Below are 16,416 nucleotides of genomic sequence, written 5' to 3'. Positions count from 1 at the left end.
GCATCATACGGAGCGGCAGAAGGGATGTCAACACTTGGATGTGCGACCAAGCACATTGGGAGAAAAAGAAAAAGCCCTGACAATGCAAGGGCTCTTCGTACTTCCTTATTGTTTTGTTAAGATAACAGGTCCATTCGCGGTGATAGCGAGGGTGTGCTCGTATTGAGCGGACAGCTTCCCATCGCGTGTACGTGCTGTCCAACCATCTTCATCGACCTTCGCATGATACGTCCCGATGTTCAGCATAGGCTCAATGGTAATAACCATGCCTTCTTTGAGGCGTTGTCCTCTGCCAGGAGGGCCAAAGTGAGGAACGAACGGCTCCTCATGCATTTCCTGACCGATACCATGTCCGGTAAAATCGCGCACGACGGAGTAGCCTTGTTCTTGCGCATACGTTTGGATGGCGTGGGAAATGTCACCGATCCGATTGCCTACGACAGCTTGCTCAATACCGAGATACAGCGATTTTTCAGTGACTTCCAGCAGTCTTTTCGCTTCCGGGGACACAGTTCCCACTTCATAAGACCAAGCGGAGTCAGCCAGCCAACCATTTTTTCGAACAACCATGTCGATTGTGACGATATCGCCATCACGCAGAGGCTCTTTTTTCGGGAAGCCATGGCAGATGACATCATTGACTGAACCACATGTGGCATAGGGATATCCATGAAACCCTTTTTGCTCAGGGGTCGCGCCATTTTTAGCCAAAAATTCTTCTACGAATTGATCAATCTCCCAGGTAGAAATGCCTGGACGAATCATCTTGGCAATCTCACGATGACAAGCAGCCAAAACCTTGCCTGCTGCATGCATGAGTTCAATTTCTTCAGGTGTCTTGAGGATAATCATCGACTCTCTCCTTCTCCTCGTTAGTCAAGATCTCTCTATAGTATATAGTGTAGTGCCGTTCTGCGCCAATTGCCACACCGAAAACGGCATGGTAGGATGAGGAAGAAATAATCAACCCTGGGGGTAGGTAGCGTGGACAAGTTTCAAGAACATCTGGCGAACTACCAGATTCATGTAAAAGAAGACGTGGAAAAACGTATTGCCTTTATTCGTGAGCAAATTGATGGAAATGGCCTCGGCGGAGCAGTCGTCGGTATTTCTGGTGGAATTGACAGTGCCGTTACAGCAGCGCTGTGTGTGCGTGCCTTAGGCTCTGAACGCGTCATTGGCGTTTGGTTGCCTGCATACTCGCAAACCGTTCATGAAACAGATTCCAAGCAACTTGCTGAAGCGATTGGAATGAATTTGCACACGGTAGATGTAGGGGCAGCCTACGACGCTTTGGTTCCTGCTATCGAAGGTGTACTTGGGCTTGATGACAAAACAAAGGGAAATACAAAGGCTCGCTTGCGCATGACAGTGCTGTATGCCATCGCTAACCAAAAAGGATACTTGGTAGCGGATACGTGCAACCGCAGCGAGATTCATGTTGGCTATATGACAAAAGGCGGAGACGGTCTTGCTGACTTTAACCCAGTAGCTAGCCTGACGAAGCATGAGATGCGAATTCTTGCTGCTGAGCTCGGGGTGCCTGGAGAGATCATCACGAAGCCGCCTTCTGCTGATTTGTGGGAAGGGCAGACGGATGAACAGGAGATGGGCTTCACTTATGAGGATCTGGATCGTTTGCTGATTACAGGAGAAACTCGACCGGAAGCCAAAGAACGTATTGATTACCTGCATCGAATCTCTGAGCATAAGCGCAACATCATGCCAGGTATATAAAATATGGCAGAGACCTACAGGCTGTTTACAAGTTGTCTGTGGCAAACGACAAGTGCAGTCGTCTCAACCGAGCAACGTATTTACTTGTTTGATCCGGCCTATTTTCCCCATGAGGTAGAGGCGATAGCTGACTATGTGCAGCGTGAGAGGAATGGAAGAGAGCTTATTCTCGTCCTGACACACGGTGATTGGGATCATGTAGTCGGAGTCGGTAAATTTCCGGATGCCACAGTCATTGCACAAAAGGAAATCCTGACCGATGGACGGATCGAGGGTATGCTGAACAAGGCGAAAAAGTTTGACGGGTCGTATTACGTGGTCAGATCGTATGAGGTAGGAATACCGAAATTCACGAAGCTTGTGGAGGGTGCACAAGAGTGGCAGGAGGTCTTTTTCCTGCCTGTACCAGGACATACCCCCGATCAGATGGCGACCTTGTTCCGGGAGCAGAAGCTGCTTGTTGTCGGTGACATGCTATCCAATTTGGAGTTTCCGTTTATCGATGACAGCGGTGCCTATTTGGAGAGTCTGGAAAAGATCGAACGGTTGGTTCATCAAGGAGAAGTGGAAGAAGTCATTCCTGGACACGGAGTACCTGCAAAAGGACGCGAGGAAATCCTGCATCGAATTGAACGGGATCGCCAGTACTTATTGGATGCACGTGCAGTTGTTTTCGAGGGTATCGCTAATAATGTAGAGAAAGACGTACTGGAAGAGCAGTTTTCCCAACTGACGTATGATGGTGTATCGATCGATGAACATCTTCGTTCATCCCATGAACAAAACCTGGATCAACTATGCAAGGAAGCTATTTCGCAGAAAGGTTGATTATTCCACGGTTTTATAAGATAATAGGGGTTACGCAAATCTTTCTAGGAAAGAGGTCGAACAGATGTCTACGACTGAATTGATGCTGAGAACTAGTCTGGAAGGACGTGTGAAGCGTACGTTGCAAACGTACTTCCGTCGCCCTAACGACGTGTTGATCAAGGAAAGCCTCGGAGCGAACGGTTTGTCCCCAGAGCAAGTGGAAGTAACCGTGAAGCTCTTGAATGAAGAAAAAACTGTTGCCGAAATCATGGAGTACCTGCACGATCAAGGCTACTTTGCATAACATTGCGAGCAAAAAAGACCGGACTGACAGCGAATGTCGGACCGGTCTTTTTCGTTCGAGCAATTAAGGGGGAGGACTTTCCTCGGGTAATGAGCGCCGTAATTTCTTGCGACGATATAATTGAAGGCCAGTTAAAACGAGAAAGTAGCTCGCGAACGCGACAATCAGCCCCATGATGGCACTTCCTGTAAAATAGACAAGTCCTTTTTCTTTCACCCAGACAAGCCATGGCATCCCAGACTCGTGAAGGTTCAAATGTCCTTGTAACGGTTTGCCAATAAACACGTATCCAATATTGTAATTGAAAAGAATGAAGAGCGGTAAGATGAGCTTTCCGATGACAAACGCAACCAAACCAGCGGGAAAACTGGCGCGAGACAGCTTGCAGAGTGGGAAGAGCAACAGAAACGCGATGCCAAAAGTAGGCAGGGTAATAAACTCGATGAAGATTCCGAGCGAAAATCCTCGGGCGACGAAAGCAGGAGCCCCTTTCATTCTCAGCACCTTGTAGTATTCGAATTTTAGCTTTCGATATGCTTTTATCCACATCCGTGCTATCCCTCGTTTGTTCCAAGTCATTTGTCCGTGAAATCCCCTAAGGGCATGGCGAATGGTGAGGCTGGATTCGTTTTTTGGTTGATGTTGTAGAGTATCTCCAAGTTGGCAAAAATTAATAGTTGCTATATGAGCTCTTATTTGTGAATGCGCCTTTCTTTTGGCATAATGGAAGAGGGTAGCTTGCTGGAAAAGTGGTGACATTTGTGGAAGGTGTAATGGGAACCTTCGGTGATTATATTGCGCAATATGGGTATGGCGCCTTGTTTGGATTGTTCTTTCTAGGAATTTTGGGGATGCCCTTGCCAGAAGAAACGCTGCTTGTTTTTTCAGGATTCCTTGTTTCAACGGGGAAATTGGAATATTGGCCTACTTTTTTTGTCTGCTTTCTCGGTTCCGTTACAGCGATGACGGCAGCATACTGGATCGGCAGAACGCTAGGCTACGCTTTTCTCGAGCGATATGGGAAACGATTAGGGATGGGCTATACCGTTTACAAAAAAACAGAAGAGTGGTTTAATCGCGTCGGAAAATGGGCGCTTCCGCTGGGCTATTTTATCCCTGGTGTCCGTCAGTTTACCGCCTATTTTGCCGGGATCACGCGATTGCCATTTCCGACTTTCATGCTCTATACCTATTTGGGTGGGCTGTTTTGGAGCTTGCTTTTTGTGACGCTTGGCTGGCAATTAGGAGAACGTTGGGATGAGCTGTTTGATTTGATTGCCCGTAACCTTGCGATCTTCTTTATCGCTTTGCTGGCATTGATCGCAGCTTGGTCGTATTTCAGACACAAGGCGAATGTAAAAAAGCAATTACGGAGGGATCAGAATGAGTGAAGAAAACCGCAACGAAAATCTACTGCCTGTGGTTCGCAAGCCAACGGAACTGGTTCCTGTCGTATTACCGGAAAAACACCAGCGTTTTTATGATAAATTGCGTGAGAAAATCGAAACGTTCATTAGAGACAAGGGAATCAATGATTCTGTAGCCAACTTTATATTGCTTGCACCAGATTTGTTTGTTCTCTTGGCCCGTCTTATGCTAGACAAGCGCGTAGGAGTTCAATCAAAAGCGTTAGCGGGTGTAGCGGTTGCCTACTTCATTACCCCGATTGATTTTATTCCGGAGGCATTAGTGGGCGGATTCGGACTAGTGGATGACGTTATTTTGGCTGTTTATGCATTGCGCAAGATTTTGGTGGATATCGATGAATCGATTGTACGTGAGCATTGGAATGGCGAAGAAGACCTTTTGGCTGTCATTACAAAGGTAGTTCGATCAGCGGATGATTTAGTCGGAAAGAAAATAGTGAAAAAGCTGGAAGAAACCCTGTTCCGAAAAAAATAAGCTAGGATGGGACATATAGATGAAATATTTATTGGATTATCAAGAGGGAGAGCGTGTTGTTGCTTTTTGCCTGATTAAAAGCAAGGAAGCGGGCGTAGCTAGTAATCAGAGTGAATACTTGAATCTGGAGCTGGGAGATCGCTCCGGTACGATCATGGCAAAGCTGTGGGATGTCAATGCAGAAATGAAGGAATGGATTAACGTCAAATCTGTTGTGAAGATCGATGCTGCTGTCCAAATGTACCGTGGGAAAAAGCAACTGGTGATTCAACGAATCAGACCGGCTGCGGCATCAGACGAAGTTCAGATGGAGTCGCTCATTCCGATCTCGCCCGTTCCAGTGGACGAACTGTGGACAAAGCTGACCCATGCAGTCGACAGCCTGCAGAGTGCCACACTCAAGGCCATTATTCAAGAGGCGCTGGCAACAGAGGAGATTCACGATCGCCTTCGCCATTATCCGGCTGGCGTTCGCATGCACCACAACTATTATCACGGTTTGCTGGAGCATATTGTCTCTTTGTTGACGGCGGCACAGAGTCTCTTGCCACTGTATCCGCAAGTAGACAGGGATGTACTGATTGCGACTTGTATCTTGCACGATATCGGAAAGCTGTACGAGCTATCTGATCCCATCGCTCCGGATTACACCACGCCAGGTCAGTTAATTGGTCACTTGGTCATGGGAGTCGAGATGGTAAGCGGCATTTGCCGTAAGCTAGATATTTCTTTAGGGGACGCAGAGGTTCTGCACTTGAAGCATTGCATTTTGAGTCATCATGGAGAGGTAGAGAACGGCTGGGGCAGTGCTGTATCTGGAAAAACGCCAACAGCTGTCATGTTCCATTACCTGGACCAAATCGACAGCAAAATGAACGCTTTGAGCCAAACACTAGCGGACATGCCGGAAGAAGAGGAATGGGCGTACGCTGGCGTGCTTAGACGAAAAGTCTGGCGCGGATATTAATCGATAGAACAAAAAGCCAACTGCTAAGCAAAACGAAGCAGTTGGCTTTTTTTAGATAAATCAGAAACGTTTTTGCAAGATGCTCGTCTTACCAGTAATGTCTTGTAAGGAGGAGGTATTCCTGTGAAAAAGCGAAACAGAGCTGCCATGTTTGTGCTGGCAGTCAGCATGGTCACGACACCAGTGGCACTTCTGCATCCGTTGTCTTCTTATGCGTATGATGGCAAATCAAGTCTGGAGCCTATTCAGTTGCCAGAAGACATCGTCCACTTGTTAACGGAATTGAAAGAGGACTACGTGCCTCTCATGAAAGACCTTCATGTGGACTCTTACGGAGGGACAAGCAATTCGGGGTATGTCATTCATCTTTCGGATAGAAAGAGTGTCATTACCACGAATACGACGCTCACTATCTCCACAAATGCAAAGGGAGATATGACCAGTTTTGTCCTGCATGATGTGAATCGGGACAAAACAACCAAACTCAATCAAAAGGAAGCCTATCAAAAGGCTGTGGACTTTATTCGTAATTACATAGCAGTTGACCATGTTATTTCCCCGCAAGCGATGCTTTCTTACGATCGTGCATCTGAGCTGGATCATCTGGCGGTTGTCAGTGTCTACCCACAGTTGAACAACACATGGGTGGACAAAGAGACAGCACGGGTCATGGTTGACGCAAAGGGGCAGGTTGTCCATTTTCAGCAAGAAAAGCTAAAGCTTCCTACCGCAGAAGAAGTAGCAGACCCAAGCAAGGCTGTACCGCTTGACAAGGCAATGAAGGAGTGGCAAGACAAGGTATCCTTAGAATTGGTCTACGATGAGTCGGCGGGCAAGCTCGTTTACGTGTCTGACCAATTGCCAACGATAGATGCTCTGACTGGTGAAGAAGTTTCGTCTGTGTATAAAACAACGAATGAGACGATGAAAATCAAAGGAACAGCAGACATGGGCGTCTGGCGAGATACGAAAAAAATGGAGCAGATGCTCGAAAAGGATTTTGGCTTGAGGCTGAATCAACGCACGTACAAAAATGTAAAAGAAGACAAAAAGTACAAAAACAGCGACATCGATCGCCATGAATGGAATGCGAACTCGTATCAAAGCGCGTGGATTACGCTCGACCGTAAAACAAAATCACCCATTGAATTCAAGCTGGATGGTCCCGTAGAAAAGGAGCTTGAGAAGCCGCTCACGCATGTTGAGGCAAAAGACATCGCCGTACAATTTGTGGAAAAATACTTAATGTCCAAAGAACAATCCTTCTCCGTAAAGGAGACGAGTCTTGTAGAAAATCTTCCGGGTTGGGCAGACCAAAATCTGGTGCGGCCAATTAGTAGCTTTGCCTTTCATCCTGAGATTGACGGTATCCCTACCAAGAGACCATTGTTCTACTTGGAAGTGGACGCGAAGAAGGGCAACGTAGTCCTTGCGCAAGTAAATGAACTGCCGTCCATGCCAGCTACCATCAGTAAAGACGGTATTATCAAGGATGAGAAAGCAAAGAATGCGTATGTCAAAGAAGCAAATCTACGCTTGGCATACTGGTATCCGAGGGTAGGGACGCATTCAGCGAAACTGCCGCAGCTGGCTTATTTAGCGACAACGAATACCAAGTCTTTGCAGATCGATGCCGCAACGGGTTCGGTGGAGGAAACCTGGCTGGAATGGAAAGCTACCCAATAACCGATACCCGATATGGTGTAGAAGCCATGTCGGGTTTTCCTTTTCATCATTATCGGAATTCATAAACACTTCAAGGCAGGTAGGATTTTTTTTCTTTTTGTAGAATAACTTCTTGATTCCCATTTGATTTGGCATACAATGCCGATCACGAGAAGGAGAAAGTGCAATGAAACGGCCAACTTATACCCTACCAAGTATTGTAAAAAAGGTATTCCGGCCCGGTGAGCGCTCCCTTCCACGTACGGAGATCTGCTCCCGGATGGAAGCGAATGAGCTGAATGCTTTTTTGGAGCTGGACTGCGAGACAGTACTGGATAAAGTGTTGAAAATGGAGCAGTCTCCAGTGCGCGTTGGAAGCTCAGAGGCGATCGTAGAGGTCACTCACCAGCCACATCAAGTGTACGACTTGGCTCATCGCTATTTGCGCGATAGCCAAACACCAAAAAAGCTTGAGCAAATCGTCGCAGAGCTGCGTCGACAAACGCAGTTTGGCTGGAATCAGATTCTTCGTATGCTGCAATTGGAACGCGATCCTCGCTTTGTGCAATATCAAGGCGACAGCAGATGGTTTTTGGCAGAGTGGACTTTGGGCAATGACCAAGTGTATGCGTTTTGCCGCGACAATGGTATTACACAGGTAGCTGCTCGCACATTAGTCCATTTTCTGGAGCAGGAGGTTGGAATTGCTTCAGATGCTGCTTTTCTCCCTGCGCAAGATGACCGCTTCCGCATTGACGGTGATACCATGTACATCATTGCTCGTAGCGAAGATTCCAAGGAAGAGCAGGCGGCCCTCGAGGTTGCTGCTGCTGCCCTTTCTGTATCGATAGGAAACAGCGAGTCCGTCTCAGAAGAAATTGCATCGGAAGAACCAGCGAATCCCTTACACCAGGTGGAACAACATCAAGAACAACTATTTACCAAGGAGGAAGCTACTATGTCTACCATTACCAACCAGCAAGTTCTCGAGGAAGTACAAAAACTGATGCAAGAAGCTATCAGCCGCTTAGAGACAAGAAACCAAGAAATGTCCCAAGAAGTTGTCGCTCATTTTCAACAAAGCAATATGCAAGCTATAGAAGTGCTGATGAAAGAGAAACATAAGCATGAGCAGATCGTACTTGGCATTCAACAGGTACTGGCGACCAGTGAACAACAATGAGTCAACTTGAGGCTACGATCCGGTTAGAGCAGAGATTTGCCATCCTGCGCGATGTTATCGCGGGCTATCGGATTCGCCTTCAAGAAATGGAGAAGGAAGTAGTGGAGCTTTTTGCCACGAACCAACTCTCTGCTATTTCAGCATGCATGGGCGAGAAGCAGCGCATCGTCAGGTTGATGAATCGACTGGAACAATTTATTGTCCAATGGGAAACCAACAACACGGATGTGGGTATCGCACATGAACCAAAGCGAGAACACTTGAACACATGACGAATAATGCGGTAAAATAGGGGGATTGTGCATGATTCCCCGCGCATGCCGCGTGGGATGGAAAGGAGATCCAAACCCTCTATGTCGGTAGGAAGAAACGAACTGTGCCCTTGCGGGAGCGGAAAAAAATACAAAAAATGCTGTGGGGTAGTCACTCCTATTACGGAGCTGCGTAGCCGCCACGAGCAAAAGCTGCAAAAAGAATACGCTGGCTGGGTCGAAAGATTGAACCATTTTGTCGGCGCAAATGTAACCAGCGAGACGATTCAAGAAGCGCGGAATCGTTTTGCGGAAGAAGTCGGTTTGACCCAAGAGAGTGTCGCACGTCCTGAATGGGCAGCCCATTTCTTCAACTGGTGTGTATTGGACGTCAAAACAGGTGGAAGCACGCTGCTTGAGAACTATATCAAACAGCATGGACGTCGGATGGAGCCCGATCTTCGCCGTGCGTTTGCTGGACTGCACCTGAATGTTTATGAAATCGTGGAAGTGGATCGTGATGTCATCACGGTTCAACAACCGATTTCGGAAGAAAAACACTATCTGCTTCGTGCCAATACGTTGAATGTTGTCCCTGGACAATTGATCGTAGGGCGTCTGCTGAATCTCGGTCTGCGTGATATGCTCTTCTCTGGCAGCATCATCTTGCAGCCACATGTCAAGGAAAGTCTGCTCGAGTGGTTACACCAGCATCCAGAAGTAGAAGCCGCGAAGGCAGATACGAGCAAGAGAAGCTATACGACAGAGCTGTATCACTTCATCGTTCAATTTGGTGAAGCGGCAAGCGAGTCAGAAGCACCGAAGCAAGATTCCCTTCTACGTCGTACTTATGCGATGCCAGATCGTAAACAGTTGTTGAAAGTAATCGAGTCGAACCCTGCATTTGAGCTGAAAAAGCGGGATGGTGCTCGTGAGACATGGGTATATGCGACACGCAAGGAAGAGCATTTGTTCCCGAATTTAAAGGATGCCTTGCTAGAGCTTTATGAAGTACAGGCAGAAGTGATTTTGCAGGATGACAGCCTGATTCTGGAAGGGTTTGTACCGCAGTTGGACGAAGTCGCTGAGACTTTACTGCTGCTTGCATTTGAGAACGAAGAGGAGATTCGCGTTCTTACTTCAACGGGTTCTCGTTTGTCCAAAGGAACCCTGTTTATCACGAGTCAGCCTACTTTGCCACCGAAAGTGTTGCAGTGGGCAGTCCAAACCTATTTTGCTGAAAAATGGCTGGTTACTTCCCATGAACAGCTCGATGATTTGGCTCCACTTTTGGTTGCGGCTACTGAAAACGAGGCGCTGCATGAAAAACTCCACAAGCTGATGGAGCAAATGGAACAGGATCATAAAATCGGACAAGGCTTGGCTCGCTTTATCCGAATGGACATGCTTCGTCCGCGCCTCTCGTTGTCAAATGACAGCCTGCATGTGCATAACCTGTTGCGCCGTCCTTTGATCGAGGGATTGCCGGAGAGTGTGTACACCGTACATCCTGACAGACTTGCGGACATCAATCGCTTCGTACAAGAGATGACTGATGGCAAGTCAGAAGCAACCGTCAAAAAGTACGATGAGGTCATGAACAATTTCCGTTCATTCGTCAGAGGAGCGTTTGGCCCATCTTTCACATGGGGGCAGTTGCGCAGAGAGGACTTGGTTTACTTCCTCGTCCACGACATTTTCACGCGCACGGACGCAACGACCAAAACGTTGGCAACCAATCTGATGTCTGTTTTGACGGCGTTCTTCAAGTGGCTGGATAAGCAAGGACCATACGCGCTTTATCCTGTCATGCAGCCATTGTTTGCCGAGTTGAAGGAAACATTGCCGGAATCCTATCGCTTACGTGGTGTGCTGGAAAAAGAAGCGACTCAAAATCTTTACAGCAACCCGATGGCGATCAAAGATATCACGGAAGAATCCATGCTCGTGCAAGAGATCACTTCATCTGGCTGTACGGCAAAACGTGCGAATGGCGAGACAATCAAGCTGTCGATTGGCGCTGAATTGGGTGCGATGCTAGCAGCAGATTGGCTGATCCATGGCGTGTTCGGTCAAGGTGAGGACGGTACTTGGAGACTGTATGGTACGCCTGAAGTGTATCCGCCAGTTATTACCCAAGTGCTGGGCGCACCAACAGGTGTATTGGTTTAGAGTCCTTAACATGAAGAAAACCCGAGGAGTCGTGTCCTCGGGTTTTTTGTTTTGACTTTTTATTGGTCTAGATTAGTGAGCCCATTCGCGGAGTGTCTTGTCTTTTGGCAGCAAAAAGCCCATAAATCCGATCAACGGGAGGAACGAGCATAACAGAATGACGAAGCTCAGACTGTAGAGATCGGCGAGATAGCCGAATACGAGAGCGCCCATGCCGCCCATTCCAAAGGCAAGCCCGATAATCAGCCCGGATACGGTACCGATTTTGCCAGGCAATAGCTCCTGCGCATATACGACTGTGACGGAGAAGCTGGAAAGCATGATAAAGCCGCTAATCACGAGCAATGGAAAGGCCCAAAATCCGGAGACGTAAGGCGTCAGTAATGTCAGTGGAAGTGAACCGAGTGTAGAAATGATGAGCAAGTTCCTTTTTCCGAATCGGTCAGACAGCGGTCCGCCAAAAAATGTCCCAATCGCTCCTGCGAAAAGAAAACCAAAAATGACGAGCTGGGCATTGGCGTAATCCATATCTTTCACATACATCAAATAAAACTGGTAAAAGCTTTGGTAGCCAGCATTCATCCAGGAACGCACGCTGACGATGACAATCAGGAGGCCTAAGGCAATCAGCCGCTTGTTCAGATTCGTATACGTGACAGGTGCGGCAGTAGCCTTTTTCAAACGCTGTTGCCCACGATACCAGAGAGCAACATAGAGCAAGATGCCGCTAGCTAATAGCGCAGGCAGCAGAAACCAGGCGGCCCCTGTCTGTCCCAGGTTCGCAAAGACCAGGATGGTCATCAAGGGAGCGAGTGCTTGCCCAGCATTTCCCCCCACTTGAAAAATGGATTGCCCCAGCCCTCTACGAGGACCTGATGCCAAGTGGGCGAAGCGTGAGGCTTCTGGGTGGAAGATAGCTGAACCAATCCCCACACAGGCAACTGCTGCGAGAACAAAATAGTAATTGCCGGAGAAAGCGAGTGCCAGCATCCCCAATCCCGATACGATCAAAGCCAGTGGTGGCAATATCGGGATCGATTTGCGATCGGAGTAGTAACCGACAAATGGTTGCAAAACAGATGAAGTAAGGTTCATGACGAGTAAAATCATTCCGACTTGTGTAAACGTCAATGCTAGATTCTTCTCCACAATAGGGAGCAGTGCAGGGATGACCGCTTGCAAACTGTCGTTTAACAGATGCGCAATGCTAATGGCAAATAGCATGCGATAGACAGTCGGTGCCGCAGTCCCTGCGGGTGTTGAGTGAATGGGTGTCGACGAGGCACTCATGTCAGTTCATCCCCAACCTTTCTTTCGTAACTTACTTTTTCGTTTTTTCAATGTAGCACGGATTCTACAGAACGTCATCCATGAATACTGGGAATATGATGATCGAAAATAAAGGGTTTGATCTATCAGGAAGTTTTTAAAAAGGTAGGTAAAAAGGGAGACGCTGTCGAAAAAAGAGAAAAGCACAATGGACTAGACCATGAGCAGAACGCTAGGGGGAATGCTGGAATGCTGGAAGGTATAACAGAATACTGGCTATGCGTGGGAGGAGCCAATGTTGACGTGCAGGGAGTCACCTCTGCCAGACTGTTGCCTGGAACAAGTAATCCGGGTGAAGTGCATCAAGAGGCAGGCGGCGTAGCTCGAAACGTGGCGGAAAATCTGGGATGGCTAGGAGAAGAAGTGCAGCTGTTTGCTCTGGTAGGAGAAGACGCAGACGGCGAGTGGCTAAGACAGGTCACTGCAAATAGTGGAGTAGCTACTCATGGCATGTTGCGAATCGCAGGGAAATCGACTGGGCGCTACTTGGCTATTCGTGATCGTGACGGTGAATTGTACACGGCTGTTGCTGATATGGAACTAAATGAAGAGTGGCCAGCCGATATTATCCAGCAAGGTCTCAAACGCTTGCCAAAGGCCGCAGGCTTGTTTCTGGATGCCAATCTTCCCGTCGAGGTTATGCGGGCATTCGTGACGGAAGCCAGGAGACTCGACAAAAAGATCGTCGTAGACCCTGTTTCTGTGAAAAAAGCGGAAAAATGGAAAGGGATGCTTGAAGGCGTTCATATACTTGTCACCAGCATTGATGAACTGGAAGTGTTAGGTGGCCAAACCCTTCATTCTTATAATGATGTGGAAGAATGCGCGAAAAAATTAGTGGCAGAAGGTATTCATCAGGTCATGGTCATTTGTGGGGAAGCAGGGCTGTGGCTGTGCACCGCACAGGAGGAAAAATGGCTTGCTGCACCAATTATGCCGATCCGAGAATCCGCGGGGGATGCGTTTGCTGCGGGTATCATTTATGCGCAAAACAAAGCGTTGTCCCTTGTAGAACAAGCTGCTTTCGGCGTTGCTCTGGCCGAGATGAGAACAAAGGGAAACGGACGATATGATATCGATGTCCTTTTGGCTCGAAAAGATTACTATGCCGCAAAAGAAAGACAGATCCTCAGCAGAGAATGAAAATACATAGCTTGACGTACACTACCCGTTAGTTACAAAGGAGGAGTGTATGTCATGGAAAAGAAATCGAATGATGTGAACGGAAAACAAGAGAGCCATGTTCGACAGGGCGGAGATTCACACCGCTCCAAAAACAAGCGTCCTGAGGGTCCTGTACAAGGGTTTAGTCAGGCACCACGCGGCTTGCAATAAGCCAAAAATGATATATGCAACTAAAGTCCCCTTATCGACAAAAAGATGGGGGACTTTTCGTTTAAAGGAACATTTTTCTACAAATGCAGACAACGATATGGTACAATACCTGAATCAGAGTATTGCCAACTGAAGAAAATAGTGGTGCATATTGTCGAGTGGCACAATTCAAAATCGTGCCTCCCTTTACTTTGTCAAAAAGCGTGCGCGAACAAGGAGACTGATTCATATGCCAGATACTGTTGTGAAAACACGCGCTTCAGCTTCTCGAAAGAAACAGCCGAGCCGTAATCGAAAAATACGTAAACTCGTAGTATCCATCACATTGATGACCTTGCTGCTGGTTGGCGGTGTGGCTGGAGCGATTTATTGGAAAATTGAAGACACTCTGACGGAAGTAACGAACCCTGCAAACAACGGATTTACTTCGCCAGTATCCCAAAATGTCGATCCTGTTTATTACTCGGATAAGCCTATGTCGTTCGTATTGCTTGGTTCTGATTCCCGTCCTGAAACAGGTTCCATGAATACAGACGTAATGATCGTGGCAGTTGCCAACCCGAAGACGAAGAAGGTTACCATGGTATCGATTCCGCGGGACACACGCGTCAAGATCCCGGGCTATCGCGACTACCATAAGATCAATTCTGTCTATGCCAATGGCGAAGCAGAACGCAGGCAAGCAGAGCGCAATAACCGGACGGTTACTGAAGACGGTATTTCCTTAACGAAGAAAACGTTGAATGAAATACTAGGTATTCCGATTGAGCATTTTGTAGCCATTGATTTCGATGGTTTCAAAGCCGTCATTGACGAATTAGGTGGTGTGGAAGTCAATGTGGATCGCAGACTGGTATACGATGATCCAACTGACGATACACACATCAATCTCCAGCCAGGACTTCAAAAATTGAATGGCGAGCAAGCACTTGGTTATGTACGACATCGTCACGACAACCGTGGAACGAAGTACTATTCCAGTGACTTCGACCGCAACCGTCGCCAACAAGAAGTCATCAAGGCAGTCGTGGACAAAACGGCCTCTCTCGAAGGCTTGACAAAGATATTTAATGTCATGGACGTAGGCGCCAAGAATATACATACCGATCTTTCCAAGGATCAGATCAAAGGCTTGGCCTACGATTTCAAAGGATTTAATTCCTCTACGGTGACCGCATTGGATAATGGGGCATATTGGAGCGGAGGATATACGTATCTCGAAAAAGAAAAGCTCGAGACTGTTCGTAATTCCTTGCAATCAGAGATGGGAGTGACAGGGAGCGTCGTAGCGTCGCTCAACAATTCCCCGATACTCGGTACTGGTGAAGCGGTTGCGACTAGCAACAAGAAGAGCGTCAAGAAGAAAACGACAGAATCAGCAGCGTCAACGAAACACAAAACGGAGGCTCCGAAAGAACAAGAGCCGACGAATCCGACAGACAATCAAGACGGTACGGCAAATGAAGGCGCAATGCCGCCACCTGATGTCGTAAACACAGAAGGCCAAGGTCAGTCGACAGATCAAGGGCAGGGAGCGCAGAAGCCTGCGACTGATGCAACACAAACTGTACCAGGTAATAACGCTACTCCACCGCCGGATATCATCCCGCCGTCCAGTCAGGATGCTGGTCCTACAACTACAGATGGTTCGAGCACGAACTCCTAACGAGTACGAAAAACACCTGTTCATCACGAGCGGGTGTTTTTTATTTGTCGATTCATCATAAATTTTTAAAAATTCGTTTATGGAAAAGGTTTAGAAAACACCAATTTCGTGGTACAATAATAATATGCTGATAAGACAGATTAATCAGATAATTATTACTGACTGGAGGGATTTCTATGACGATTTTCTTGGTGAACCTGTTCTTGGTGATTGCTTTTGTGTACCTGATCAGCCGCCAACAAAATGAAGAGTTTGTGTACGATGAAGATTTTTTCCTCCAGAACCCTTCAGCTTTGGAAGAATATCAGCAGATGCCGATTGATTTCCAGCACGCCTTTTTCCGCAAGCATAAAGAGTGGATTAAGGAAAAATATATGCGCGGAGAAAGCTACATTTTAGGCTACTGTCCAAACAAAGAAGTACGTCGTGCGTGGCTGTCCGAATTCATGAATCAAAAAAATATCAACAATACACCGACCCCTTCCTCGTGAAGGGGTTTTTCGCATTTGTAGGACTCGTGCTATACTGCTACGAGAGAATATGGTGAAACAGGAGGAAAAAGTACGTGCTACAATTTATGGTGGAAAAACTAAATCAACAGTTACATACGCATGGAATGATTTCGGATATCGTCTTGCGCTCGGATCATTCGTTGCTGGAAGAATCCGAAGGGCAAGAGGTTCTGATCACGTTTTCCGAGGCGGAGGACGAGAAGCAACCAACGGCTACCATCCATCTGTTTACACTTGCGGAAGAGGACAGCTGTGAAATTGAAGTGGAAATTAACTATCCTTATAGCTTGCAAGATGAGGAGATTCAACAGCTATGGACGCAAGCAAAAAGCTTGGTAGCGGAGTGCTCGTTGACAGAAAAGCGCCGCTTTGTGGAGCCTGGTAAGCAGACAGGAGCGAATGTCGTGCTGGATTATCACTTTGTCGTGGAAATGCCGCGAACAGAAGCGGAGGAATTGGCATTTACAGAAACCATCGCAAAATTTTCCGCGGATTTGGGGATACTTGTCAAACTCGGCACATAACAAATAGGTTGTCCATGCAAAAAGCTCAGGCTGAAGCCCACAAGTTCGATAAGTTGGTC

General features: G+C 47.4%; 18 protein-coding genes. 15 read left to right on the top strand and 3 right to left on the bottom strand.

Translation table 11 applies throughout. The features are described from left to right. Nucleotides 1-105: 105 nt before the first annotated feature. A complete protein-coding gene (gene map, locus ODZ53_RS03645; protein WP_064203411.1) occupies nucleotides 106-852 on the bottom strand; it encodes a type I methionyl aminopeptidase in 747 nt (248 codons plus the stop codon). A 132-nt stretch (nucleotides 853-984) separates the two neighbouring features. On the opposite strand from map, the gene nadE reads away from it, so the two are divergent. The 3 genes from nadE to ODZ53_RS03630 all read left to right on the top strand — a co-directional run bounded on the left by nadE (nucleotide 985) and on the right by ODZ53_RS03630 (nucleotide 2,851). Further along, nucleotides 985-1,737, top strand: coding sequence for an NAD(+) synthase (gene nadE / locus ODZ53_RS03640; RefSeq protein WP_015892327.1), 753 nt, complete (start codon nucleotides 985-987; stop codon nucleotides 1,735-1,737). 3 nt (nucleotides 1,738-1,740) lie between these two features. Then, complete coding sequence (locus tag ODZ53_RS03635) at nucleotides 1,741-2,565, top strand: MBL fold metallo-hydrolase (RefSeq protein WP_372675943.1); 825 nt, start codon at nucleotides 1,741-1,743, stop codon at nucleotides 2,563-2,565. Nucleotides 2,566-2,629: 64 nt separating this feature from the next. Further along, the gene (locus tag ODZ53_RS03630) at nucleotides 2,630-2,851 is read left to right on the top strand and encodes a hypothetical protein (protein ID WP_015892325.1); all 222 of its coding nucleotides are present in this window, start codon (nucleotides 2,630-2,632) and stop codon (nucleotides 2,849-2,851) included. Between the two features lie 63 nt (nucleotides 2,852-2,914). Here ODZ53_RS03630 and ODZ53_RS03625 read toward each other — a convergent pair whose 3' ends face one another. Next, nucleotides 2,915-3,400, bottom strand: coding sequence for a DUF2062 domain-containing protein (locus ODZ53_RS03625; RefSeq protein WP_372675942.1), 486 nt, complete (start codon nucleotides 3,398-3,400; stop codon nucleotides 2,915-2,917). A 212-nt stretch (nucleotides 3,401-3,612) separates the two neighbouring features. Between ODZ53_RS03625 and ODZ53_RS03620 the strand changes: the two genes are divergently transcribed. From ODZ53_RS03620 to ODZ53_RS03590, 7 genes are all read left to right on the top strand, one after another. Continuing rightward, on the top strand, nucleotides 3,613-4,242 hold the full coding sequence (locus ODZ53_RS03620) for a DedA family protein (protein ID WP_142497675.1): 630 nt from the start codon (nucleotides 3,613-3,615) through the stop codon (nucleotides 4,240-4,242). After that, nucleotides 4,235-4,753 carry a YkvA family protein gene (locus tag ODZ53_RS03615; RefSeq protein WP_015892322.1) on the top strand — a complete coding sequence of 173 codons (519 nt, stop codon included), beginning with the start codon at nucleotides 4,235-4,237 and terminating at the stop codon, nucleotides 4,751-4,753. The genes ODZ53_RS03620 and ODZ53_RS03615 overlap by 8 nt, the downstream gene beginning before the upstream one ends. A gap of 19 nt (nucleotides 4,754-4,772) precedes the next feature. Next, nucleotides 4,773-5,720, top strand: a complete 948-nt coding sequence (locus ODZ53_RS03610) for a 3'-5' exoribonuclease YhaM family protein (RefSeq protein ID WP_015892321.1) — start codon at nucleotides 4,773-4,775, stop codon at nucleotides 5,718-5,720. 123 nt (nucleotides 5,721-5,843) lie between these two features. Next, nucleotides 5,844-7,406 carry a YcdB/YcdC domain-containing protein gene (locus tag ODZ53_RS03605; RefSeq protein ID WP_372675941.1) on the top strand — a complete coding sequence of 521 codons (1,563 nt, stop codon included), beginning with the start codon at nucleotides 5,844-5,846 and terminating at the stop codon, nucleotides 7,404-7,406. A gap of 166 nt (nucleotides 7,407-7,572) precedes the next feature. After that, nucleotides 7,573-8,568, top strand: a complete 996-nt coding sequence (locus ODZ53_RS03600) for a hypothetical protein (RefSeq protein WP_372675940.1) — start codon at nucleotides 7,573-7,575, stop codon at nucleotides 8,566-8,568. Further along, nucleotides 8,565-8,840, top strand: a complete 276-nt coding sequence (locus tag ODZ53_RS03595; protein ID WP_015892318.1) for a hypothetical protein — start codon at nucleotides 8,565-8,567, stop codon at nucleotides 8,838-8,840. The genes ODZ53_RS03600 and ODZ53_RS03595 overlap by 4 nt, the downstream gene beginning before the upstream one ends. Nucleotides 8,841-8,921: 81 nt before the next feature. Next, a complete protein-coding gene (locus tag ODZ53_RS03590) occupies nucleotides 8,922-10,991 on the top strand; it encodes a YecA family protein (protein ID WP_372675938.1) in 2,070 nt (689 codons plus the stop codon). 72 nt (nucleotides 10,992-11,063) lie between these two features. Here the strand turns inward: ODZ53_RS03590 and ODZ53_RS03585 are convergent, their stop codons facing one another. Continuing rightward, nucleotides 11,064-12,281 carry an MFS transporter gene (locus ODZ53_RS03585; RefSeq protein WP_173604446.1) on the bottom strand — a complete coding sequence of 406 codons (1,218 nt, stop codon included), beginning with the start codon at nucleotides 12,279-12,281 and terminating at the stop codon, nucleotides 11,064-11,066. Nucleotides 12,282-12,509: 228 nt separating this feature from the next. Here ODZ53_RS03585 and ODZ53_RS03580 point away from each other — a divergent pair, with 228 nt between their 5' ends. The 5 genes from ODZ53_RS03580 (at nucleotide 12,510) to ODZ53_RS03560 (ending at nucleotide 16,357) form a co-directional block, all read left to right on the top strand. Next, entirely contained in the window at nucleotides 12,510-13,463 is a 954-nt protein-coding gene (locus ODZ53_RS03580) for a carbohydrate kinase family protein (RefSeq protein ID WP_372675936.1), read from the top strand. Between the two features lie 54 nt (nucleotides 13,464-13,517). After that, complete coding sequence (locus ODZ53_RS03575; RefSeq protein WP_007717021.1) at nucleotides 13,518-13,655, top strand: hypothetical protein; 138 nt, start codon at nucleotides 13,518-13,520, stop codon at nucleotides 13,653-13,655. Nucleotides 13,656-13,884: 229 nt separating this feature from the next. Further along, nucleotides 13,885-15,321, top strand: coding sequence for an LCP family protein (locus tag ODZ53_RS03570; RefSeq protein ID WP_372675935.1), 1,437 nt, complete (start codon nucleotides 13,885-13,887; stop codon nucleotides 15,319-15,321). A 176-nt stretch (nucleotides 15,322-15,497) separates the two neighbouring features. Next, nucleotides 15,498-15,812, top strand: coding sequence for a hypothetical protein (locus ODZ53_RS03565; protein WP_015892313.1), 315 nt, complete (start codon nucleotides 15,498-15,500; stop codon nucleotides 15,810-15,812). 74 nt (nucleotides 15,813-15,886) lie between these two features. Continuing rightward, entirely contained in the window at nucleotides 15,887-16,357 is a 471-nt protein-coding gene (locus tag ODZ53_RS03560) for a hypothetical protein (RefSeq protein ID WP_372675933.1), read from the top strand. Nucleotides 16,358-16,416: the final 59 nt, after the last annotated feature.

This window comes from Brevibacillus sp. BD137 (genome assembly GCF_041644655.1).
In the GTDB taxonomy this organism is placed as follows: domain Bacteria; phylum Bacillota; class Bacilli; order Brevibacillales; family Brevibacillaceae; genus Brevibacillus; species Brevibacillus brevis_D.
Note: the sequence above shows the minus strand (reverse complement) of the source record. Positions and strands in the feature narration are given on the sequence as shown.